At 41.6% G+C, this 21,677-nt stretch carries 18 protein-coding genes; 8 read left to right on the forward strand and 10 right to left on the reverse strand.

Annotation, left to right across the window (positions count from 1 at the left end):
* The first annotated feature begins 55 nt into the window (after window positions 1–55).
* Window positions 56–1,606: a DHA2 family efflux MFS transporter permease subunit gene (locus AC04Q1_RS03055; protein WP_478361691.1), complete on the forward strand. Its 1,551-nt coding sequence runs from the start codon at window positions 56–58 to the stop codon at window positions 1,604–1,606.
* Window positions 1,607–2,694: 1,088 nt separating this feature from the next.
* Window positions 2,695–3,291, forward strand: coding sequence for a GIN domain-containing protein (locus AC04Q1_RS03060; protein ID WP_478361693.1), 597 nt, complete (start codon window positions 2,695–2,697; stop codon window positions 3,289–3,291).
* A gap of 72 nt (window positions 3,292–3,363) precedes the next feature.
* Here AC04Q1_RS03060 and AC04Q1_RS03065 read toward each other — a convergent pair whose 3' ends face one another.
* Window positions 3,364–4,257, reverse strand: coding sequence for a LysR family transcriptional regulator (locus tag AC04Q1_RS03065; RefSeq protein ID WP_478361695.1), 894 nt, complete (start codon window positions 4,255–4,257; stop codon window positions 3,364–3,366).
* 72 nt (window positions 4,258–4,329) lie between these two features.
* On the opposite strand from AC04Q1_RS03065, the gene AC04Q1_RS03070 reads away from it, so the two are divergent.
* Both AC04Q1_RS03070 and AC04Q1_RS03075 read left to right on the forward strand, forming a co-directional pair.
* Window positions 4,330–4,875 carry a GNAT family N-acetyltransferase gene (locus tag AC04Q1_RS03070; protein WP_478361696.1) on the forward strand — a complete coding sequence of 182 codons (546 nt, stop codon included), beginning with the start codon at window positions 4,330–4,332 and terminating at the stop codon, window positions 4,873–4,875.
* Complete coding sequence (locus AC04Q1_RS03075) at window positions 4,875–5,750, forward strand: DMT family transporter (protein WP_478361698.1); 876 nt, start codon at window positions 4,875–4,877, stop codon at window positions 5,748–5,750. Before AC04Q1_RS03070 ends, AC04Q1_RS03075 begins: the two co-directional genes overlap by 1 nt.
* A gap of 9 nt (window positions 5,751–5,759) precedes the next feature.
* Here AC04Q1_RS03075 and AC04Q1_RS03080 read toward each other — a convergent pair whose 3' ends face one another.
* From AC04Q1_RS03080 to AC04Q1_RS03120, 9 genes are all read right to left on the reverse strand, one after another.
* A complete protein-coding gene (locus tag AC04Q1_RS03080) occupies window positions 5,760–6,392 on the reverse strand; it encodes a DUF5710 domain-containing protein (protein ID WP_478361700.1) in 633 nt (210 codons plus the stop codon).
* A gap of 128 nt (window positions 6,393–6,520) precedes the next feature.
* Entirely contained in the window at window positions 6,521–7,204 is a 684-nt protein-coding gene (locus AC04Q1_RS03085; protein ID WP_478361701.1) for a lipid-binding SYLF domain-containing protein, read from the reverse strand.
* A gap of 113 nt (window positions 7,205–7,317) precedes the next feature.
* Window positions 7,318–8,439, reverse strand: coding sequence for a redoxin domain-containing protein (locus AC04Q1_RS03090; RefSeq protein WP_478361703.1), 1,122 nt, complete (start codon window positions 8,437–8,439; stop codon window positions 7,318–7,320).
* Window positions 8,440–8,449: 10 nt separating this feature from the next.
* Window positions 8,450–9,574 carry a redoxin domain-containing protein gene (locus AC04Q1_RS03095; RefSeq protein WP_478361705.1) on the reverse strand — a complete coding sequence of 375 codons (1,125 nt, stop codon included), beginning with the start codon at window positions 9,572–9,574 and terminating at the stop codon, window positions 8,450–8,452.
* A gap of 32 nt (window positions 9,575–9,606) precedes the next feature.
* Complete coding sequence (locus AC04Q1_RS03100) at window positions 9,607–10,575, reverse strand: discoidin domain-containing protein (RefSeq protein ID WP_478361706.1); 969 nt, start codon at window positions 10,573–10,575, stop codon at window positions 9,607–9,609.
* Window positions 10,576–10,591: 16 nt separating this feature from the next.
* Complete coding sequence (locus tag AC04Q1_RS03105; RefSeq protein ID WP_478361708.1) at window positions 10,592–11,965, reverse strand: RagB/SusD family nutrient uptake outer membrane protein; 1,374 nt, start codon at window positions 11,963–11,965, stop codon at window positions 10,592–10,594.
* Window positions 11,966–11,975: 10 nt separating this feature from the next.
* Entirely contained in the window at window positions 11,976–15,464 is a 3,489-nt protein-coding gene (locus AC04Q1_RS03110; RefSeq protein ID WP_478361710.1) for a SusC/RagA family TonB-linked outer membrane protein, read from the reverse strand.
* Between the two features lie 387 nt (window positions 15,465–15,851).
* Window positions 15,852–16,958, reverse strand: coding sequence for a FecR family protein (locus AC04Q1_RS03115; protein ID WP_478361712.1), 1,107 nt, complete (start codon window positions 16,956–16,958; stop codon window positions 15,852–15,854).
* 124 nt (window positions 16,959–17,082) lie between these two features.
* Window positions 17,083–17,652, reverse strand: coding sequence for an RNA polymerase sigma factor (locus tag AC04Q1_RS03120; protein ID WP_478361714.1), 570 nt, complete (start codon window positions 17,650–17,652; stop codon window positions 17,083–17,085).
* Between the two features lie 117 nt (window positions 17,653–17,769).
* Between AC04Q1_RS03120 and AC04Q1_RS03125 the strand changes: the two genes are divergently transcribed.
* From AC04Q1_RS03125 to AC04Q1_RS03140, 4 genes are all read left to right on the forward strand, one after another.
* Window positions 17,770–18,408, forward strand: coding sequence for an NAD(P)H-binding protein (locus AC04Q1_RS03125; RefSeq protein ID WP_478361715.1), 639 nt, complete (start codon window positions 17,770–17,772; stop codon window positions 18,406–18,408).
* Window positions 18,409–18,665: 257 nt separating this feature from the next.
* A complete protein-coding gene (locus tag AC04Q1_RS03130; protein WP_478361717.1) occupies window positions 18,666–19,289 on the forward strand; it encodes a response regulator transcription factor in 624 nt (207 codons plus the stop codon).
* A 91-nt stretch (window positions 19,290–19,380) separates the two neighbouring features.
* Window positions 19,381–20,478 (forward strand): DUF4856 domain-containing protein, encoded by a 1,098-nt coding sequence (locus AC04Q1_RS03135; RefSeq protein WP_478361719.1) that lies wholly within the window; start codon window positions 19,381–19,383, stop codon window positions 20,476–20,478.
* An 81-nt stretch (window positions 20,479–20,559) separates the two neighbouring features.
* Complete coding sequence (locus AC04Q1_RS03140; RefSeq protein WP_478361720.1) at window positions 20,560–21,675, forward strand: imelysin family protein; 1,116 nt, start codon at window positions 20,560–20,562, stop codon at window positions 21,673–21,675.
* The last annotated feature ends 2 nt before the right edge of the window (window positions 21,676–21,677 follow it).

Genomic DNA, 21,677 nt, shown 5'->3' on the forward strand with positions numbered 1-21,677 from the left:
AGAACAAAAAAATTTAAATTAAAAAATACCGATCGGTATAAAAAACCAATAAAAGATGAACGGATTAAAACGGATCATGTTGCTGATCACAGTAATCGCAGCTGCGATCATGGAGCTTATCGATACCTCAATTGTAAATGTTGCCTTGAACTACATGAGCGGAAACCTCGGTGCTACGCTCGAAGATACCTCCTGGGTGATTACCTCCTATGCCATCGCCAACGTCATTATTATACCAATGACGAGTTTTCTGACAACCAATCTGGGCAGGCGAAATTATTATATCGGATCCATTATCCTCTTTACTTTTTGTTCTTTTATGTGTGGAAATGCCACCAATATCTGGGAGCTGGTGGGTTTCAGGTTTTTTCAGGGATTGGGCGGAGGGGCCTTGCTTTCGGTTTCGGCAGTAGTGGTTTATGAGCTTTTTCCAAAAGAAAAACAAGCCACCGCTGCAGCCTTGTTCGGCATAGGAATTTTTATTGGCCCTACCATTGGTCCTACGCTAGGTGGTTTTATTACCGAAAATTTTTCGTGGCCATGGATTTTTTACATCAACATCCCTTTGGGTATCGCGGCGGCTGTATCCTGTTATTTTTTATTGATGGAGCCTGCCATAAGTTCTGCCAAGCGAAAAATCGACTGGCCGGGCATTGCATTGCTGGCCATTGGCGTTGGCGCCTTACAAACGGTACTGGAGCGTGGCGAAACTGATGATTGGTTTGATGCAGGTTATATTATATTTTTAACGGTTTTAGCCATAATCAGCCTCACCAGTTTTATCTTATGGGAATTAAAGGTAGATAATCCGGTTGTAAATCTTCGGATTCTGAAAAGCAGGTCATTAAGCGTTGCAGCAATTCTTACCTTTATCACCGGCATCGGAATGTATACCTCCATATACCTTACCCCTGTGGTTGCCCAGCGCATACTTGGTTTTACACCCACACAAACCGGACTGATGTTATTGCCTGGCTCGATACTGGCTGTTCTGGCGCTTGTTGTATCAGGCAAATTACTTCAAAAAGGCGTTTCGCCTGCACTTATTATCTTTTTCGGTTTTTTATCCTTTATCTATTTCAATTATTCCATGTTTGGTATAAATCTCGATTCGAGCGCAGCATCCATCACCGGGAATTTGATTTTCAGGGCCTTGGGTATGGCACTGTTAACCGTCCCCCTGGGTACACTTGCCGTTTCTTCTCTCGAGGCTAAGGATATCCCTCAAGGCACAGCTTTCAATAATATGATGCGACAGCTTGGCGGATCGTTCGGAATATCGATCATCAATACCTATATCGCCAGACGGGTGGCCGCACACCGTACCGATCTGATCTCAAATATCAATCCCTATAATGAGGCCGCTGTTAGCCGGATAAATGCCTACACCAATGCATTCCACCAGAAAGGCCACACCTGGAACGACTCGAAACAACAGGCCATGATGTTAATGGAAAAAGTAGTGGTTAAACAGTCATCTTTTGCAAGTTATCTCGACGGTTATTTCTTAATCGGACTTTTTTTTGTGATCGTAATCCCGCTATTGATATTGGTAGCCAAAAGAGATAAAACAAAACCAGTTGTAGTGGCCGGAGGAGATCACTAAATGATTCATTATTTTAAAAGCAAATCTACAAGATCTTCTTTTTCTTTGCAAAGCAGGTGTAGCCTCTTCGGTTGCGGCAGTCCTTCTTTCCGCTCCTATCTTTTTGCGTTCGTAAGTAGATAATGATTGGACCTGCAACAAAAAGGATAACCGCTGCAATAAGGTTTAGGGAACAATAGACCCTGCAAGAAAACATCGCGAAATAACTATAAAAGAACAAATTGGCAACTATGCATCGGATTCCTTGCAGAAATGCCCGTACCTAGCCCCGGGCGCAGCGGCATCCCCGAAGCGCAGCGAGGGATACAGCGAAGCACGGGAACAAACCCAAATAGTTGCACAGTCATTGCGCTCCTAAAAATGAATAATTTAAAAAATGTACAGTGCCTTTTTGTAAAGCAAGTTCATTGCTTTTCGGTCAGGCCAGTCCTTTTTTCCGCTCTTATCTTTTGCGATCGTAAGTAGATAATGATTGGCCCTGCAACAAAAAGGATAACCGCTGCAATAAGGTTTAGGGAACAATAGACCCTGCAAGAAAACATCGCGAAATAACTATAAAAGAACAAATTGGCAACTACAACATCAGATTCCTTGCAGAAATGCCCGTATCTAGCCCCGGGCGCAGCGGCATCCCCGAAGCGTAGCGAGGGATACAGCGAAGCACGGGAACAAACCCAAATAGTTGCACAGTCATTGCGCTCCTAAAAATGAATATTTTAAAAAATGTACAGTGCCTTTTTGTAAAGCAGGTTCATTGCTTTTCGGTCAGGCCGGTCCTTCTTTCCGCTCCTGTCTTTTTGCGATCGTAAGTAGATAATGATTGGCCCTGCAACAAAAGGATAACCGCTGCAATAAGGTTTAGAATACACGGGATACTGCAGGAAACATAGTCAAATATCCAACAGAGGATAAATAGATGATCAACAGTTAAAATGAACGGTTTTTGGCCGATTTATAAAACCCGTTGGTCGAGAATTAAGCACTGTTGGTATAAAGCAGGAATAACCACTGCAACGTTTTGGCTTTACCTGCGTCTCATTATCAAAACAATCACAAAAACATTATATAAAAATATAAACAACAGTATTATGAAAACCTCAATCAAAACCCTGGCAACATCTGTATTCGCAGCAATCGTTTTAACTTCTTCTATCTTCGCTACACATGTAGTTGCAAACGAAAAACAACCTGTTAAAATCTCTGCACCTAAAGGTATCACCAAAGTAATGGTAAGTGGAAATGTAGAAGTTACCCTAATCCAGAACGGAACGGAAGGTGTGCGTTACAACGACGACAATACCGGCAAGGTAAAAGTGATGCAAGATGGTTCTGGCTTAAAAATCAGTTCGGAAGATCAAAGCCCGGCTAAAATTACCGTTTATGTAAAAAACATATACCGTATACAGGCATCGGATGATGCAGTGGTAAAAACAGAAGGCAAACTGGATGTCAAAAATCTTCAGGTATTCTTAACAGGAAACGCCGTTGCCAAAATCAATTCAAATACAGAAAGTTTATATACTGTAATTGAAGATCATTCAGACCTAAAATTAAGCGGTGCAACACAAAACCATAGCCTGGTAATGGGCAGAACACAAAAATTAGATTTAGATCGTTTTTCAGCATTAAAAACAGAGCTGAACACTCCTGAAGCTACCGTGCAAACAGCTTCATTCATTGGCTAAATAAGGCAATATAACATTCACGAAAAGGCGGTAGAAAAATTTTACCGCCTTTTTTATTTATAGTATATGGGGTTATCTTTCATTTTCTTCATGCTCGCCATAATGCTCAAACAGGAGATTTAAAATATTGGCCAGTACAGGGTTATGGTCGTCGGCACGCCAATTGATAAATATATCGGATTTAAAAGGCAGGGAAATAAACCGTAAACCCGGACTTTCGTGATGCAGGTAAGAATCAGGTAAGATGGCTATCCCAAGCCCCCTCCTCACCAGTGCAATAATGGTTGATCCGAATTCGGAGTGTAGAAATGCATCCGGGACAAAGCCGTACGACCTGAACAGCGAATGGATAATGTCGCTATAACTACTTCCCTCATCCTTGGTAGGCAAAATGAATTTTTCCTTTTTAAGGCTTTCGGCAGATAAATCACCGAATACTTTTAAATGATGTTCTTCCGGAACCACCAAAGCCAAATGATCGGAATGTAATTTCTTGGATTTTATACCTGCCTCACTGTTAATGTCTCTGGTAATGGCCAGGTCAATCTTATAGTTCTTCAGAAAATCGAGCTGATTTTCATATAACACCTGCACGAGTTTAATTTGAAGCTGAGGAAATACCTCACTGATCTTGACCAAAATATCGGGCATAATGGAAGCCGATATCGAATCGGGATGTGCAATGGTGATAGCACCGCGTTCGCCCAAGTGGATCTGTTTGGCAAACTGGTGGATATAATCCAATTCGCTCAGTTCTACCTCCCATTTCTCTTTTAAAAACTGACCAGCGGGTGTGAGTTTTACATTTCTTTTATTCCGGTCGAACAGTTGCAAACCCAGCTCACTTTCCAGCGACTGGATCTGGCGGCTTAAAGCAGATTGGGTGATGTTTACCTTTTCTGCTGTTTTCCAATAATGCAGCTGCTCTGAAAGGGCCAGAAAATACTTAATCCGTTGTAAATCCATTAATGCAATTTATGCATTAATAAATGAATAAATAGCATTTTAATACATTTAATAAGTGATTACATTCGTGCCATGGAAAATATCGCAATCGAAAGGGCAATACTTCAGGATGTACTCAAACTTCAGGAAATAGGAAGAACAACATTTGGGCAAACCTTTGCCGAACTCAACAGTGAAGAAAATATGCAAAAATATCTTCTGGAGAGTTTTTCGATAGATAAATTGACCAAAGAACTCAGCAATAAAGATTCTCAAATTTATTTTGCCATCCTCGATACAAATGTAATTGGCTATGTAAAGATTAACCTGAAGCAGGCCCAAACTGAACAGCTTGATCTGGATGCCCTGGAAATTGAACGGATTTATGTTAAAAAAGAATTCCATGGCCAAAAGGTAGGTCAGTTGCTTTATCAAAAAGCCATTGAAATTGCCCATAAAATAAAGGCTACTTATGTTTGGCTGGGTGTATGGGAAGAGAATCACCGGGCCATCGGATTTTACACCAAGAACGGATTTGAGCCTTTTAGCAAACATACGTTCTGGTTGGGAGACGATGAGCAGACCGATCTGTTGATGAAAAAAGTATTGGTAAGGGATAGCGAATCAACATCATCATAATGGATAAAAGAAATACTTTTCTTGTACTACTCATATTAGGAACTGCTTTCTGGGGCATTTCCTTTTCGGTTACCAAACTTGCTATCGGCCCGAACCAGTCTGCTTTATTTTTGTGCTATCGTTTTCTGTTGGCCACAATGGTTTTATCGATTGTTTTCTGGAAACATGTAAAAACATTAAATGTAAACCAGATCAAAACCGGTGCCGGACTAGCAGTTCCGTTAATGCTGGGTATTTATTTGCAAACACTGGGCATTACTCATACCTCTGCTTCGCAGTGTTCTTTTGTAGCCGGTATTACGGTAGTGATGATTCCTGTTTTTAAGTTGATTATTTACAAAAAGGCCGCACCATTAAAAATATGGCTCGCTGTGGTTATTGCGTTGATCGGCTTAGCGGTGATTTCCATTCAGGATAACTTTAACATTGGCACGGGCGACCTTTACACTATTGCAGGTGCATTTTTCTTTGCGGTATATTTAATTCAGATTGAAAGAGAATCAAAAATCAGGAATATTATCCCGACGATTGTTCCCATGTTTGCAAGCTGTAGTGTATTGACTTTTTTGTTATCCTTGAGCCAGGGAAATATAGCCTGGATTCCACAGGAAAGCACTTTTTGGATGGGGATCATTTATTGTGCGCTTTTCTCCACAGCTTATATGTATACCATATCCAACATATCGCAAAAATACATCAGTGCGGAACGGGTATCCATAATTTACCTTTTCGAACCCGTTTTTGGGGCCTTCGCCGCACACTTTATATTGGGCGAACACATTTCTTCCCGGCTTTTGATTGGAGGAGGATTAATCTTTATGGCTACTGTTGTACCCGAAATTAAACTGAAATGGCGGGTAGCAAATGTTACTTAGGACTTAAAATTACTGAAAGGCAGAAAAATCCATCTCTTCAAACTGCTGGCCGCCATATTCTCCTTCAATCGCATAATCATATAGGAGTTCGAAAGAAATAATCTTAATATCAACGGGATCGTAAACAATAGGAAAAAAGGGGCCACCCGGTTCGTCGTGGAGTTCAAAATCACCCTGTAAAACCCCACACGATTTGCAGGTATTTGCCCAATAGGAAGATTGGATGGATTTAGAAAAAGTATATTTGAGCTGTGGGTGAACTTTCTTGAAATATTCCATCGCATCGAGATCTGCACTTTGTACGTAACTAAACAAGGTTGGGTTCTCGCCTTTTACCCATATTACCGCTTCATTGTCAGGATCATCTTCATCTACCTGTTCCAGATGGTAATAATTTGTGGCTGCCGGAGCTACAACGGGAGTATTTTGTCCACACTTCCAGCAGGTTCTATTTGCGAAGGCCAATAGATAAGGTTTTCTGATAATACAGTCTAAACGCCCGGCCGGGATCCATTTGGCAAAACGGTTTACATCAGAAAGATGGTCTGGAATTACCCATTTTTTGATATCAGTGAGCCAAAAGGCGCCGAGTGCTTTGGCCTCGTCTTTATCGGCAAAAGGAACGTTAAGAATGTAAGGCATTTTAGATTAGGCTTGCTACACAAAAATAATCAAAATCTGCATATTCCTAAATCAAGGAACCTGTTATACTAAAAATTGTGATCGGTGTTGTCCTTGGAAAACCCCGATCACAATTTAATTCTTTCCTGTTATTTCATTAATGACAGACTTGCCTTTAATTCCTTCACTTTGGCATCTGTACTGTTTTCGGCACTGAATATGGTATTTGCACTGATTTCTTTTCCATAAAATGCCTTATTCGCTGCTGCATCCACATCCAAAGAAGCACCGTTTAATGAAAGTCCAGCAAAGAGGCCTTTACTCCGTGAGTAAGAATAAACTTCAGCATCCAGCTTATAATCGGTATTGGCCGAAGAACTCCGGCCCACCGGACCGGCCGCAACAGATAAATCGCCACCAAGGGTGAAACTACTTTTCTTGATATCGGTTAAACTGGTGCTGTGTTTAAAAACCAATACCAGCTCTACGGATTGAACACCGATCTGCAATCCAAAACTTCCTCCTGTAATGGTTACAAATACCGGGTTACTCCAGCTACCATCGGCTTTTTTGATCATGGCAATTCCTCTTCCTCTTTTCCCACCAACAACGAAACCGGCATTGATCATCTTGGGTACCACAATAATTCCTTGTGTAACAGCCAACAGTTCAGCAGGTATTGATTCTTTCATTTTGCCAAAATCGGAAAGCGCTACGGTAGCGGTCTCTATTCTTTTTGCTTCTTTATCCTGCGCAAATGCGCCTGAAGTGATTAATAATGCGGCGCACATACATGCCGTAATTTGTAATTTGATTGTTTTAATAAAGTTCATATTTCGGGTTTATAAAATTGCCGGAAGTACTTAAACCGCCGCAACATTGTATAAACGGATAGATGTGAAAGATGATACAGGGCAATGTTTTTTTGATATTCGGATGATTAATTTCATTTGATAAAGGCAGCGATTTTTGCATTTACATCTTCTCCCCTTAAATCTTTTGCTATTACTTTGCCCTCAGGATCAAGCAAAACATTTTGCGGAATGGCAGTGATGCCAAACCTTACTGCAACTTCAGTTTTGAAGCCTTTTACGTCGCTTACCTGTGTCCAGGGTAAATTGTCGTGTTTAACCGCACCTAACCATGATTCTTTTTTGTCATCAAGTGATACCCCTACAATTTCGAAGTTTTTGTTCTTCAATTCACCATAAGCTTTTAACAAAAAAGGATTCTCGGCACGACAAGGCACACACCAACTTGCCCAGAAATCGACCAGCACATATTTTCCTTTTAATGAAGACAGTTTGAATTCATTTCCGTTAGCATCCGGAAGGGTAAAGTCGATCACTTTCCCAACAGCAAACTGCTTTGCTTTATTGTATTTATCTGTTATTTTCTGACCGGTAAAACTCGACAGCACCCTTTTGCTTAACGACTTATAAATCGGGTCAAATTTATTTACGTCAATCACTGCCATTTTATTGCCGATTACCAAAGTTGCAGAATAATAAGAATCGGGATGGCTTGCAATAAATTGATCTAATGTAGATTCCATTTTAGCGATCAGAGGTTTTGCATCTACTGATATTTGTTTTAGTTCGACCGAGTCTTTTGCAGCTTTTGCCTTATAATATCGGTCCACTATTTTTTTGTATTGCATCTGCAAAGGTTTCATTTGCGAATTGTAGTCACTATAATCGCTCTGTGCCCCGGTACCCGAAATAGATGCTGTTGCAATACTGTCATTTCCGGTTACAACGGTGTTGCCTTTTTCTAAAAAGAATTCCTGAAAATCAGCCCTCGTTCTTTTTTCACCTTCTTTTTTTACGGGCCTAAGTTCAAGGTAAGCTGCATTGGCAAATTTAGTAGTACCGGCTAGCAAAAATTTGCCATTCCTGGTTGTTGTACTGTCTTTTACAGATTTCCCTTCGCTATTTATATAGCTCAAAAGAACCATGTTTTCATTTCCGCTTTTAGGAAGATTTCCTGTGATTTTAAACTGATCTTGCGCAACAGCGCCAGTTGTGCTGCATGCAAATAAGGCAACAATTAATATGTTAAGTTTCATGGTTTTATTTTTATTTGATGAATGTTTTAAGTTGTTCTAACAGGTTTTCGCCCCGTAGGTTTTTGGCAACAATGATGCCTTCAGGGTTGACTAAAATGTTTTGTGGCACCGAATTGATGCCGTACATCAACGCGACTTCGTTCTTCCAGCCTTTGAGATCACTTACATGGATCCAGGGCATACCGTCGGTTTTAATGGCATTTGCCCACGCATCTTTATTTCCCTGATCAAGCGATACACTAACAATCTCAAAATTTTTGTCTTTTAACGCCGTGTATGCTTTTACTACATTTGGATTTTCTGCACGACATGGTCCACACCAGCTCGCCCAGAAATCAACCAGTACATATTTTCCTCTTAAAGAAGATAATTTAAAAGGCTGGCCGTTCAGATCCGTTTGTGTAAAATCAGTTGCCCTGGCACCAGCTTGCCTGCGTTTGCCTATTTCTATTTTCTCGACAGTTTTTTTACCAAGCGGGGAAGATTTGAGTGCTGCAGAAAATTGATTAAATACAGGTTCTACCACTACAGGATCAAATTTTGAATCAAGAATAGAATAGTAAAACGTGTAGAGTCCCATAAAAGAATTCAAATGCGTATTCACAAAGTCCAGCTGAATCTTTTTGATACCGGCAACCAGGTTCATTACGGTATCGGAAGCCATTTTACGTTGTTCGGGGGTTGCATGGATTGGCGTTTTATTATACTTCGAATATTTATTGTTCAACCGTATAATATTATCGGTTAAAGGCCGCGTCGATGCATCCAGTGCCCGTCTTTCCTGATCAGATACAGATCCGCTAACTTTTGCATTCTGAATGGAATCGGTACCGGTAATGGAAATTTTGGCGTTTTCCATGAAGAAACCCTGGCTATCTCTGTCGGCTTTTGCAGTATGCTGGCGTTTAACCGCAACCATAACCTGTTGAGGTTCATCAAGTGTTCCGGTAAACTGAAATTTGCCGTTTTTGATTTCTACAGAATCGGTTTCTTTCCATGCACCATCCCGTATGGTAACCAGATAGGCTTTGGCGGGTTCTTTTAACGCGGAAAGATTTCCTGAAAGTGTATAGTTTTTTTGAGCTGCTGCCATACAAGGAAGCATGATCATCATTGAAATTATTATTTTTTTCATCTTCTATTTTTATAAATTACGGGTAGCTTTATTTAATTTCTAAGTAAAATTCCACCCACAAAACCTATGCTGTAAGTAAGCGTTCCAGATACGTAGGGAGTTGCGGTTAAAATGGTGAAACGCAGATATCTTGCGGTAGTTAATACGGGTAGGTTTATGGTCTGCTTTTTCAGTGTATTATTCACGTCAACCGTGTACGTGCCTTTATCTACCCAGGTGGTGCCATTTGAACTTGTTTCTATTTTAGCAGAGGTGGTATACCCGCCAATGGTTGGCGTTACAGTAGTTGGAAAAAAATAGTCCAATCCCGAAAAATCAACGTCCCGTCCAAAATCAATACTAACAAATTGTGGCAATGCCGCTGTGGTAGCACTTGCCCAATAGCTTGTACCTGTGGCCGCATCCACTGCCCTGCCGGCTACATTCGTTCCGGATGTGGAAGATGCGGTGGCCGTTAGGGTAAATCCAGTATGGTCTACATAAAGTGCTTCACCGGTATTGAATACATAATAGACCACCCTGCGTGTTTTTGGATCCTGCACCTGACCGTCAACAGATGCAATAACCAGTGGAAGTACATAGGTACTGCGGGGCCTTAATACGGTTTGAAAGCTAAGATTTAGTACCGCAGCTTCAGAAATGTTGGTTCCGGCCGTAATGGCTACCGTTGGTTTGTAGTAAAGATAGGTTGCTGTAGGAAGCAACAGGGCACTACTTCCATACTTAGCTCTATAGTCAGCAATTTTAGTGGTGTCCGTTGCGAAAGTAACATAATGTACATCTGAAGAAGCAGCACCTTGCAAAGCAGCTTTCATTTCCATACTCACTAAGGTGATATTCTTAATGTCTAAAGATCTTGCTACTACATCTGTTGATGTTGGCAGATCAAAGGTTACACGCCCCTCTGCCAGGGATTCGCGACTGGATTCGTCTTTTTTACAAGCCATAAGCAACAGCACTACTGTGTATATTGCCAGTATATTCAATTTATATATCTTCATTTCTTGTATTTATAGGTTATGGATTCTGTATCATATCCGGATTAAATGCCAATACCTGTATGGGCACCTGCAGGGTATACTTGCTGCTATGCGGCTCCAATGTGGCAACTACCGTATTCTGCGCATTGGTACGGGTAACCACGGGCATCCTGTTTTCCATATCAAACCTCCGCATATCAAACCAGCGCAAGCCGTGAAAAGGTAATTCGCGCCTTCTTTCAGCCAGTGCCTCAGTTAAAACCTCCTCCTGACTTGTAGAACTAAAATCCCTGCTGGTAATGGGTGTACCTGTATACCGATTCCGGCGCACCTCATTGAGATTGGCAAGTGCCTTAGCCAGGTCATTGCTGCGTGCTGCACACTCTGCTGCAATTAGCCGCATCTCCTGTACAGTTGTACCAGAATTCGTTAACTGAAAAGCTGGTGTAACAGCGGCCGCATAAAATAATGTTGCCCCTCTTGTAGTACCTGCCCAGTTATAATACAACACTGTTCTTCTTGCATCATTGGTGGCGAACATACTTTTTAATTCGGCAGATAGTGGCAAACCGGCCGCGGCCGACGCCCTGCCGTAAATCACATCAGGATGCGATACCACATTGGTTGTGGTTGGGAAAGTTGCAGGAGTGGTATAATCAATCATTGTTGCATGTGTACTGGTTAAAGCCAACTCCGCATAGCGTTGGGCTTCACTGTATTCTCTTCTGTAGAGATAAATACGCGCCAATACGCTATATGCTGCAGCCTTTGAGCCACGAAACCGTGCATTGCTATTATCATCAGGAAGGTTGGGAATAGCCGTATTGATATCATCGATAATATGCTGATAAATTTCTGCTGCAGTACTTCGGGCGAGTGTTTTCTGACTTACATCGTCTGATGTAATATAAGGCACGGCAAGATCGGTTGCAGCAGTTGCCGCATTATAAGGCTTTGCATATTCATTTACCAGGTAAAAATACGAATGTGCCCGGCCCAACAGCGCTTCTGCCTTAATACTGCTTTTCTGAGATGCAGTACCGCCGCCAGCAGCATCAATGCCTAATAATACGGTATTAAATAAGCTAATTCGCCGATAATGTTCGCCCCACAAATAAGTGGCCGAGCTTACATCAGTTGTAAACTGTGGCGCCCAGGTATAAATAAGTTCAGCAAGAGTAGTTGGCGGAGTGTTTAGGTTCTGTAAATCAATATTATCCGTCATGTAATTCATGATATTATCGGAATTCGTTTCAGTGGTAAGCACCTGGCTGTTTAACCATAAGTCGAAGTCGTTAGTTGTTTTTAGCAATTGCTTGCCTTTTGGTTCTACATCGAGATATTTATCGCAACCACTTAAAACCATACAACAAAGGATGAGTTGGGCAGCTATATATTTTAATTTCTTCATGACATCATTTTTAAAAGTTGGTGAATAAACCAAGGGTGTACGTAGGGGTTACATAGGGTTTTGCATAACTTCCCGTGGCCATACTAAAGTTATATCGGTTAAAACCAACGGTGTACAGATTTGAAGCCTGGGCCTTGATCTCAAAGTTTTTAAAACCAGCCTTTTTTATAAAAAGTACATTATTTAACCGGTATGAAACCGTTACATCGCCTAATGTCAGGTAATCGCCATGAACCACGTAATTGCTGTTATAACGGTAAGCCCATGATGGGTTAGCACTGTTCAGGTCAACCAGGTTTGGAATGTCGGTGTTTAGTTCATCGCCAGCAACCCTCCAATAGTTATTTGCTCCTGTTAAAGGCCTGTTATCTGCAGGCGTGGGTCTGGGTACCCTAACCTTAAAACCGCCATAATAGTTAATCATCGCAAAGAAGTAAAAGTTGCCAACATCCACCCGGTTACTTAATCCGGCGCTAATGCTTGGAATAGTAGTACCTGAGTATTGTACAAATCCTGAATCTTTATTGGACATCGCGATAACCAAAGGATTGACAGAGGAACTGGTATTTACTACATAAGGGGTTCCGTTAGGATCCAGAATAATTGGATGGCCCTCGTTATTCAGCCCTGTAGTATTGTACGAAAACATAGCCCCTACGGGATAACCATTTACATAACCCAGTACATCAAGGGCCTGGGGATCGTACCGTCCTGCTCTGTAAACATCAAGCACCTTACTGCCATTTTTGGCGATTACAATGCCCGTATTCCAGTTAAAGTTTTTGCTGGAAATCCAATCGGCTTTTAAACTGAACTCCAAGCCATTATTCCGGATGGTAGCATAATTAATTAAGGCAGAAGTGGCACCAAGCGTGGGGTCGATAGTAGAATTACCCATCACATCAGTCGTTTTCTTGGTGTAATAATCAAAACTACCGCTGATATTTTTGAAAATATTGAAATCCAGTCCCAGGTTAAAGTTTTCGGTCTGTTCCCAGCGAAGGCCACTATTGGCATTTGAGGCCAATACAAGCGAAGTAAGCGTAGGTGTATTGGATGTATTGTTCTGCGCTTGCGCGATTACCTGTGGAAGCGAAAGTTTGGCTACATTCCCATTAAACCCGAAGGCACTGCGCAGCTTTAACTGGTGTAACCAATTAATATTATGCATAAAGTTTTCTCGGTCCATATTCCAGGCGGCACCTAATGACCATAATGGTTTATACTTATATCTGGGATCGCTTCCAAAAAGGTTCGACTGATCAATACGGATACTGCCTGATAAGGAATAGGTATCTTTAAAGGAATACACAACATTAGAAAAAGCCGATATAAACCTGTCATCATTGTAGCTCTGATTAAAGAAACTGGTTAAAGATCCCAGTGTATTTCCGGTAACAAGTGTACCCCTAACTGTAGCCAGCCCGTTAAATATGGAAGCATAGTCTACAGGCTGTTGCAGTAAACTCTGGTCATTATAGCCAAAATAAGAGGCTAAATTACCTTTGTTTAATATACTCCGGATTTCACCACCTGCTATGGCATTAATGGAGTGGTTACCAAATCTCCTGTTATAGTTCAATTGCGCGCGCGCAGTATAACCGGTTGAACTGGCATTCTGCTGACGAAGGAAATCACCATCTGGAAGATTTCTTTTGAATGTTCCACCCGCTGTTACGGTATAATTATTTACCCAGGCATTCACCTCCGAGGAACCCTGACCAGCAAGGTGCCTGATTTCTGAACGGGAGGTTTCATATACTCCGCCAAACAAAAGATTAAAGCCCTTTCCAATGTTGTAATTGAAATTGGCAATCGTCTTAATATTCACTGTTTGTGTTTTATCGCTTACTGCATACGCATCAACCAGCGGATAATAATTTTGATCTAACAAACCCTGCGATAGCAGGAAATTATTATAAACCGGTGCATAACTTCTGGAGATGATGGCATTAGGGTTACCATTTACATCTTCATAGCGCTCATAACCTGCAACATCTGCAACTCCTGGGATTGGGGCACCATTAATACGCTGCTCCTGATATTCTGTGGTCAGTTCTAAGCCTAGTCGTTTGGCCAGTTTAAGCGTGGTCCGGCCAGTCAATAAAAATCTGTTGTTATCATTCAGGATGGCATTACTGTGGTTACCCGTATAATTGGCAGTAATATAATAGAGCGCATTGGGTACACCACCTGAAACATTTAAGGTATGCGTTTGCGTAACTGCTGTCCTTTGAAATATGCGGCTATAATCATCCAGATTATCATAGTTAGCCAGATCAGCAAAGGCGCTTTCAGCCTGCGAAGGTGAAATAATACCTGCGGCGAACTGAGACTGAATAAAGAAAGGGATAGAACGGCGTATGCTGCCTACACCTGGATTAAATAAGGTAGACCAGGTAGATGGCGTAATATTAAGGCTCTGTCGCTCCCGTTGATAACTGGCGTTGATCGCCGATGCGTTTGGGTCCCAACGGTAGCGGCTATAATCTTCCTCTGGTTTTAGCCCCAGTGTAGTCCTGAAATTGAATTGTGCCGCACCAGGACTAGCCTGTTTTCGTTCAATAATAATCACACCGTTCGATGCCCTTACCCCATATACCGTGGCTGAAGCAGCATCCTTAAGTATGGTAACCGATTTGATTTCGTTCGGATCGATCATATCGAGCGATAACTCTGTTGGATAACCATCTACAACGATTAACGGACTTTGATTGGCCGACATGGTAGAAATACCGCGGATATTAAATAAGGGCCTTGAAGAGGTATTGCCATTGGGATCGGTACTGTTAAACAGGACGGTGTTATTGATCATTAAGCCTGGTAAACGGTTGACCAGCCCATCAAGAAAATCGCTGCTTACCCGCGATTCATATTCTTTTGTACCAATTTGGGATACTGCGCCGGTACTTTGCTCGGGTTTAATACGCTGATAACCTGTATTTATGGTTACTGCTACATCCTTTAGCTTGCCAACATCAATAGACATGCGGACTATGCCAAGATCTTTTGCTGATTTAATCTCTAGCGGTGTATAACCAACATAGCTGATCACCAATGTAGCACCTTCATCTACATTTTGCAATGTAAAAGTACCATCCGCACCGGTTCTGGTGAAGGATTTTGAATTTTTCACCTTCACGGTAGCGCCAACCAGAGGATTGCCTGTAAGCGAATCAACAACTTTACCTGCTACATTAATGCCTAAAAAATGGTCAAGTACCTCTTCCAGAAAAGGCTTTGTCTTTGATTTTAATGTTACCGTGTTGCTGTTGATTTCGTAAGCAATCGGCTGTTTCTCAAAAATCTCATCGAGCACTTTTTTAAGGTCGCCATTTTTAACCTGAATGTTTACTGGTTTTGCCTTGTCAAGAAGTGCGCCCGGCACTACAAAATTGTATCCACTTTGTATTCTTAAATTCTTGATAATATCTTCCAGCGAAGCATTAACCTTGTTCAGGCTAATTTTCTGTGCGAAGCTAGTGGCACTAACTTGCATGATCGCGGCTATTAATATCACGGTAGTTAATCGCATAATTAGCCATAGTTTATGGGCACACTTCCGTATACCCGGGTTCGTTTTCGGTTGGTTTAACACTTTGTTTGGTTTGTGACAGAAACTTAGCGGCAAAGTGTAATGCCGTCAATATTGCGATAATGGGCAATATTACCTAAGTTTGTTTGTCTGGTTAATTGCAGGCTGCCGGCGTAGTCGAACTTATGGCATCTGCGGTTCAGTTGATAATTTGTGTCAGGACCATACTAACCATATCCTGATTGCAGTCAGGGTATGGTTTAATACAATCTTCATTTCGGTTGTTTGGTTTTTATGTTAAGTTTCTCTACATAAGCCTGGGTTTAGTGTTAAGGTTAAATTGAATAATGATTAGCGTCGCACATAAATTTTTCTTCCTTCAATTTTAAAATGTACGTCGCCGGTAGCTTCGAGCGGAATTAAAACCTTCGAAATATTGTCAAACCGGGATACGGAGCCCCAAAAAGTACCCGCAGGAATTTCTTCCTCATAAATCACTTCAACGTTATACCAACGTGCGATCATCTTCATAATCTCTTTGATATCCAGACGGTCGAAAACAAAATTGTTGTTTTTCCAGGCAATGGCAAATTCGGTATCTACTACACTTAAGTTTATATTTCCACCAGTGTTCGAAGCCTGATTTCCAGGTTTCAATATTTTGCTTTGGCCCCTATCCCCGATTTTAACACTTCCTTCTAATAATGTGGTACGATATGCTTTTTCATCCGGATAAGCATTTACATTGAAATGCGTTCCCAAAACCTCTACCGATTGTGTTCCACTTTCCACAATAAAAGGATGTTCTTTATCTTTAGCCACTTCGAAATAGCCCTCACCGGTGAGTTTAACCCTGCGCACGCCATTGGCAGTTAGCGCTTGATGATAAGTTAAACTTGATGCTGCATTAAGCCAAACTTTGCTTTGGTCGGGAAGGATTAGCATGTAGGTTTCTCCAATTGCTGTCGTTAACGTATTTAGTCCATTGGATTTGCCCTGCCCGCGTTCAATGTGATAAACAATTTGTCCACTGGCAGTCTTTGAAATGGATAAACCCAGCTCTTTTGCGATCTCTCCGTTGCTTGCACCAGTTAAACTGATTTTTTTACCGTTTGCCAGGGTTAGCGTTGCCCCCATTTTCCCTGGGGCTATATCGTTCGCATATTGGGGATGCGATCCGCTATCTTTTAACCACCAAAAAGTTGCCGAAACTACTATAGCTAACAATGCCGCTGCGGCAACAATCCGTGGCCATAATTTTATGGTGCGCTTTTCATACTGTAAAGGCAAACTCGATTTTAGCTTTTCTGACAAAAGATTTTCTTTCTCTATCGGCAATTCCGATTGGCTTTCGGAGGCAAACTTTAGGTACCAGATGTCCAGGGCAGTTTTTTCATCCTGCTGTAATGTTCCTGCATTATATTTCCTGATCAGTTCAGCAACTTGCTGTTCGTTCATTTGTAGACGGTATAAGGTTAATCAATAGATAATCTGAAATAACAGCGCATTGCTGGGTAAATCTCCAGAATATACAGCTAAGACCCCTATCTCCGCCTACCGTCATACGCGGATTAAAAAAAAATTATAGAAAAGGAAAAATAGCTAAAAAGCCATCAATTTTCGGCTTAAGGATTTTCATGGCTTTGTATACCTGCTGTTTGGCCGTTTGGTCGGAAATGTTCAGTCGCTCGGCAATTTCCTTATAAGTAAGTTCTTCTTTTTTGTTCAGGATAAAAACCTCGCGCATTTTTGCCGGCAAGGCCTCGATTTCTTTGGCAATAAGGGCAGATAGTTCCTTTTCCATCAAACGGTCTTCCACAATATTATAGCCTTCAACCAGAAATGCACTGATCGATTCAGCATATCGCAGTACCACTTTTTGATGTGCAAAAAGCTTAAAAATCTTGTTTTTAACCGCTGTGAAGAGGTAACCCGACAGCGAAGTATTAAATTCAATCACCTCGCGTTTTTGCCACAGCTGCATAAAAACATCCTGAACAACATCATAAGCTTCATCATCGTTTGAAAGCAAACGGAAAGCATGGCGGAGCAGGATTTTATTGTACCGTTCAAAAATCTCAGTATAGGCATAGGCATCCCCTTTCCTGAGTAAGGCGGCTAGTTCGTGATCTTTAAGTTTAGGGTATTCCATTTACATCCTGGGGCTGTGCAAGATCGCAAATTATATGTAAAATAAGAATAGGCATGCTATTAATTGTAAAGCTTCTCGGTCCCTTAAGATTTATTTAAGTAATTTTAAAGAAAAAACATGAAAGCGCTGATCATTGGAGCCACGGGTGCTACCGGAAAAGACCTCGTCAACGTATTGCTGCAAGATCCCGGCTATACAGAGGTGGTCATATTTGTACGCCGTCCTACTCAAATTATCCACCCCAAACTGGAAGAAATCCTGACTGATTTTGATGATCTGGAAAAAGTATCCGGAGATATTAATGGCGATATATTGTTTATATGCCTTGGCACCACGCTAAAGGCTGCAGGATCAAAGGATGAACAGCGACATATCGATTATGCCATCCCGCTAAAATTCGCGGAGCTGGCCAAGAGAAACCATATCACCAGGATGGTTTTATTGTCGGCTTATGGTGCATCGCCAACAAGTAAGGTATTTTATTCCAAATTAAAAGGCGAACTCGATGAGGGTATTTCAAAATTAGTGTTGGATCAATATATTATTTTCAGACCAGGGCTTTTATTGCGAAAAGACTCTGACCGATTGGGTGAAAAGATATCTGCCGGCCTGTTAAAATTCCTGAACAGTTTAGGTTTGATCAGGAAATTCAAACCTCTGCCCACTTCCTTACTGGCCGAAAAACTGGCCAAGGCACCAGTCAGTCTAGCAGATGGAAAACACATCATAGCGCTGGATGAGATCTTCAGATTTTAAACGAACAAATAATTGTTATACCACTTCTCTAAATGGTCTACATTTGAAATTTTATTCTTTTAAATCTAATAACCTTCACAACAACCATCACTGATCCTCAAATTGAAAGCGTGCCTAAAAAAACCTGACTGGGCAACCCATTGGGATTTAATTGCGTATTGTCATAAATGGTTGATTAAACCTATCAATACCATTACAATTTTCCAACGAACATATAATTTGCGTAATTTTGTTTATACAAAGTCTAAATAACAACAATGATCAACGTAGTAATTGCAGATAACCAGATCCTTACTCAGGAAGGACTGGTATCAATTTTATCTACCGTTGATGACATCGGTATTGCCGGTACGGCATCAAACATCGCCGAACTGGAAGAATTGGTAAAATACCTTAAGCCTGAGGTGATCCTGATGGACAACGATTTTAGTAATGCTGCACTCGCCCATTCTCATTTTAAAGACTCAAGGCTTCTGATCCTCTCCAACAAAGAAAACAGGGAGCATATTTTAGAGCTCATCAATAAAGGGATGCGGAATTCCATCTTTAAAAGATGTACGCGGCATGAGATTATTCAAGGTATATATGCAACTGCCAGGGGTGAGCGATATTATTGTGAACAAACCTTACAGATCCTACGCGGACAGGATGCAGTTAATCCTTTACAGGGTATAGAACCTAATCTTTCGTACCGGGAAGTGGAAATCGTACAGCTGATAGCGGATGGAATGACGAATAGGGATATTGCCGATAAGCTGTTTCTAAGCGTACATACCGTCAAAACACACCGAAAAAACATCATCAAAAAACTGGGCTTTACCTTTAAACATGCTTCAGAACTGATCCTGATTTTAAGTTATCTCAACGATATCTTTATTTAGATTAATTATAAATATACCCCCAAGGGGGTATTGATTGCCCGTGCTGTCCGTTCTAATTTTGAGCCATAAAATTAAACTAATCAGCAACGATATGAAAAAGTCCTTTACGGCAATCATCCTTTCTTCGGCGGTACTTCTGTTTACGGCAGGCTGCAAAAAATCAGATACACCCACACCAGAAGAACCGACACCAGTATATACCGTACCTACAACCTATAATTTTGCCAATGCGAATTTCGCCGATGCCACTACCCGCCTGGGCATGGTTACCGAAATATCAAACCTGATGAAAAATGCCTTAACAGGTACTTTCGACGGTGCTAAAGCAAAAGCAATGTTGACCAATACAAATGCTCCATTTGCAACAGCAGCATATAATACTTCAGGAATACAGCTTAACGATCAGTTTTCGGCGGCATATAAAATAGACGTATTGAGCGCTATCGATTCGCTAAGTAAAGTAAATGCAGTAGCTTCTACCACTGCCAGCAGAGGCGTAGCGGGTGTAGCCGCAAGTTCGGCAAATGCTGCATCAAAATATGCACTTACCAGCCTTGGTGTAAACTATGCGCAAGTATTTAATAAAGGTTTGATGGGTGGTTTGATTACTTATCAGATAGCAACAACCATGAATGCCGCTGCAAACCAAACTATCGACAATACCACCCTTGTAAACGGCTCAACTGCCTTAGAGCATGCATGGGATCTGGCTTTTGGTTACTGGGGTGTACCTATCGATTTCCCAACCAATAAAGTTGGCGCTAAACTTTGGGGAAGTTATAGCACACAGGTTGACGATGGTTTTAAGGCCAACAAAATCCTGATGGACGCTTTCTTAAAAGGAAGGGCAGCTATAAGCGCTAAAGATAAGCCAACAATCGTAGCACAGGCCAATATTATCCTCACTACAATGGAACGACTCACCGGAGCTGCCGCTTTACAGGAAGTAAAAGAAGCAAAAGAATCCATCAACGACAATATCCTCAGAAACAGCCGTGTATCTGAACTATATGGTTTTGTGAACTCGATCAAATACAATCCAAAAAGGGTTACAACCGATGCACAGATTACCGCCATGCTGGCCCTGTTCCCAAAAAGCTTTTATGATCTTACGCTAACCGATGTCAATACCATCAGGGATGCTGTTGCCAAACAATACAATTTTGAGGATGTAAAAGATATCCTGTAATAGAAGTCAGTTATTACTCAATCATAAATTAACCACCCATGTGCCAAGCAAGGGTGGTTTTAATGTTAAAACAATCCCATTATGCGCAAAATTATCTATCTGGCCGTTATCACAGTATCGGCATTTATACTCGTTCAATCCTGCAAAAAATCAGCTGGCAGCGATGATAACGGAACAGGCGACAAAGGTTCTTCCTTCGACCGTAAAGCTATGCTCACCAACATGAGTACCAACATGATTATCCCGGCATATACGGCCTACCAGGCGACCACTGTAACACTTGATGCAGCAGTAACCGCTTTTAATGCAGCACCCGACCTGGCTAAACTTAGCACATTGCAAAATGCTTTCCAGGCCGCATATAAACAATGGCAATCTACTTCAATTTACGATTTTGGGCCGGCGGGCGATGTGGGTCTTCGCGTAAACACGAATACCTACCCTACCGATGTGAACCAAATTAACGCCAATGTAAATTCTGGCACATACAACCCGCTTTTACTGGCCAACCTATCGGCAAAAGGCCTGCCTGCCCTCGATTACCTGTTGTTCGGTACAGGTGCAGATAATACAGCCGTACTTGCCCAATACACCAGCGATAGCAAGGCAGCAAACCGGAAAACTTATCTGGCCAGCTTAACAGCCGAAATGAAAACCAACGCATCTACCGTACTGAATGCCTGGAATGGTGCTTATAAAAATACTTTTATCAATGCAACGGGCACTGATGTAGGCAGTTCTACCGGACAGTTGATCAACCAGATCGTTTATGATTACGAAACATTGAAGAATTATCAGGTTGGCGTTCCGGCCGGAGTACAATCGATGGGCAACACCTTTCCCCAAAAGGTTGAGGCTTACTATTCAAAAATATCGGCACAACTGGTGCTGTTGCACCTTCAGGCCTTGCAAAATGTTTATCTGGGTAAAGATGGCAGTGGCTTAGATGATTATCTGGTACAGGCCAATGCCAAATACAATGGCGGTTCTTTGAACGATGCCATCAAAAATCAGTTTACGGTAGCCATTGCTAAAGTTCAGACCTTAACCGACCCCTTATCCGCACAGATTACCAGCAACCCGGCAGCCGTAACAGCGGTGTATACCGAATTGCAGAAATTAACGGTATTGCTTAAAACGGATATGACCTCATCACTGGGCATATTAATTACCTATGGTGACAACGACGGAGATTAACC

It is taken from the genome of Pedobacter humicola, from assembly GCF_056490705.1.

Coding starts and splice junctions, on each gene's coding strand:
- AC04Q1_RS03075 (WP_478361698.1), top strand. CDS start 4,875: ATGGATAAAAGAAATACTTTTCTTGTACTACTCATATTAGGAACTGCT.
- AC04Q1_RS03135 (WP_478361719.1), top strand. CDS start 19,381: ATGAAAAAGTCCTTTACGGCAATCATCCTTTCTTCGGCGGTACTTCTG.
- AC04Q1_RS03140 (WP_478361720.1), top strand. CDS start 20,560: ATGCGCAAAATTATCTATCTGGCCGTTATCACAGTATCGGCATTTATA.
- AC04Q1_RS03120 (WP_478361714.1), bottom strand. CDS start 17,652: ATGGAATACCCTAAACTTAAAGATCACGAACTAGCCGCCTTACTCAGG.
- AC04Q1_RS03100 (WP_478361706.1), bottom strand. CDS start 10,575: ATGAAGATATATAAATTGAATATACTGGCAATATACACAGTAGTGCTG.
- AC04Q1_RS03125 (WP_478361715.1), top strand. CDS start 17,770: ATGAAAGCGCTGATCATTGGAGCCACGGGTGCTACCGGAAAAGACCTC.
- AC04Q1_RS03065 (WP_478361695.1), bottom strand. CDS start 4,257: ATGGATTTACAACGGATTAAGTATTTTCTGGCCCTTTCAGAGCAGCTG.
- AC04Q1_RS03060 (WP_478361693.1), top strand. CDS start 2,695: ATGAAAACCTCAATCAAAACCCTGGCAACATCTGTATTCGCAGCAATC.
- AC04Q1_RS03085 (WP_478361701.1), bottom strand. CDS start 7,204: ATGAACTTTATTAAAACAATCAAATTACAAATTACGGCATGTATGTGC.
- AC04Q1_RS03055 (WP_478361691.1), top strand. CDS start 56: ATGAACGGATTAAAACGGATCATGTTGCTGATCACAGTAATCGCAGCT.
- AC04Q1_RS03070 (WP_478361696.1), top strand. CDS start 4,330: ATGGAAAATATCGCAATCGAAAGGGCAATACTTCAGGATGTACTCAAA.
- AC04Q1_RS03090 (WP_478361703.1), bottom strand. CDS start 8,439: ATGAAACTTAACATATTAATTGTTGCCTTATTTGCATGCAGCACAACT.
- AC04Q1_RS03095 (WP_478361705.1), bottom strand. CDS start 9,574: ATGAAAAAAATAATAATTTCAATGATGATCATGCTTCCTTGTATGGCA.
- AC04Q1_RS03110 (WP_478361710.1), bottom strand. CDS start 15,464: ATGCAAGTTAGTGCCACTAGCTTCGCACAGAAAATTAGCCTGAACAAG.
- AC04Q1_RS03115 (WP_478361712.1), bottom strand. CDS start 16,958: ATGAACGAACAGCAAGTTGCTGAACTGATCAGGAAATATAATGCAGGA.
- AC04Q1_RS03105 (WP_478361708.1), bottom strand. CDS start 11,965: ATGAAGAAATTAAAATATATAGCTGCCCAACTCATCCTTTGTTGTATG.
- AC04Q1_RS03130 (WP_478361717.1), top strand. CDS start 18,666: ATGATCAACGTAGTAATTGCAGATAACCAGATCCTTACTCAGGAAGGA.
- AC04Q1_RS03080 (WP_478361700.1), bottom strand. CDS start 6,392: ATGCCTTACATTCTTAACGTTCCTTTTGCCGATAAAGACGAGGCCAAA.